The organism is Xenorhabdus entomophaga (genome assembly GCF_037996725.1).
Taxonomy (GTDB): domain Bacteria; phylum Pseudomonadota; class Gammaproteobacteria; order Enterobacterales; family Enterobacteriaceae; genus Xenorhabdus; species Xenorhabdus khoisanae.
Genome location: NZ_JBBMXH010000240.1, coordinates 1 through 1,406, shown reverse-complemented (window position 1 = coordinate 1,406; position 1,406 = coordinate 1). Strand labels below are relative to the sequence as shown.

Below are 1,406 nucleotides of genomic sequence, written 5' to 3'. Positions count from 1 at the left end.
AGCCTAGTACTACAGTCGTAATCGTTCTGTAATCATAAGGCTATTCCGCCGACGATAATGGCATTGTTGTGCGCGATACTGATGTCGTCGTCGCCAGGTTGACCAATATAAAATCTGCTTTAGGGTTTCTCCTGTTTTTCTCATCAGTTTTGACAGGAGCTTACGCAGTTCCGCTACACTCAGGGCTATCAGTCCCGCCGGCGTTTTTTTTCTCCTGTATCCGCAAAACCGCCAGAACCGCATGCGCCAATAATGACAACGTCATATGCCGATACCAACTCTGCCACTGCCGGACTTCGTAATGATCCAGACCGCACTCGCCTTTTGTTTCCTCAAAACCGCTTTCGATTTCCCAGCGATGTCCGGCCACCTGAATCAGCGTCTTGAGATCGGCCTGCTCTTTAAGGGCATAGACAACATAGTAGGCCAGTTCCTGCTTCTCATCCCGGTTACGCCGGATCAGCAGATAATGGCCATAACGCCGTTCCTCTTCACTCACTTGTAAGCGCCAGAGCGGGATCCGTGCCCAGTCATACCAACGTTCGCCTTTTGTTCCCAGTCCGGCTGACTGTTTTTCCCAGTCGTCAGGGGTCAGACTGGCTGCAATGGTGTCTGCTCGGGTGTAGTGCGGTTTTTGCCACCAGAGGCGCTCATTTTTGGGGATCGCTAAGACAAACGGTTGATGCTGAGATTCCAGCCAGCATCGCAAGCAGCGATCATGTCCATAGACCGCATCGGCGGTGACCCAGCGACAGGGGATATTGGCCTTGAATGCCCGCGCCAGCATGTGCCGGGCGAGCTGGGGTTTGGTTGCAAAACTGACCGAGTCGGGAATGCCAGCGGCATCACAGCGGGGGCGATCCTCCGTCCACTGTTTGGGCAGATATAAAGCCCGGTCAATGAAGGCATGACCGTCGTTGCCGGCGTAACACAGGAAGACCCCTATCTGACTATTTTCAACCCGTCCCGCCGTCCCACTATACTGACGCTGTACCCCGGCAGAATGCGTCCCTTTTTTGATAAAACCGGTTTCATCGATAATGAGGATCCCTTGCTCATCAGCCAAATGTGCGGTGACATAATCACGTAAGATATCGCGAGCGGCTTCAGCATCCCAATGGGCTCGTTCCAGAAAATATTGAATACCATCCGGTGAGCGTTCACCCAGCCATTCAGCCAGTTGCCAGCCATTTTTACGTTCCACATCACTGAGTAATCCGCGAAGATAATCCAGACAACGTTGTTGAGAACTTGCAGAATGAAACAGCGGAGTCAGACGGGAATGGGCGGTCAGGAGTTCCTGTTCCCAGAGATTAACAGGTGAGGCCATGTGGCACCTCCCTTAGGGTTAGAAAGAAGGACGATAGCTATCATGACACAATACACATTACGACTGTAGTACTAGG

General features: G+C 52.2%; 1 protein-coding gene. It reads right to left on the bottom strand.

Annotation, left to right across the window (positions count from 1 at the left end; genetic code table 11):
* Nucleotides 1-160: 160 nt before the first annotated feature.
* A complete protein-coding gene (locus tag AAC854_RS22480) occupies nt 161-1,330 on the bottom strand; it encodes an IS701 family transposase (protein ID WP_340619034.1) in 1,170 nt (389 codons plus the stop codon).
* Nucleotides 1,331-1,406: the final 76 nt, after the last annotated feature.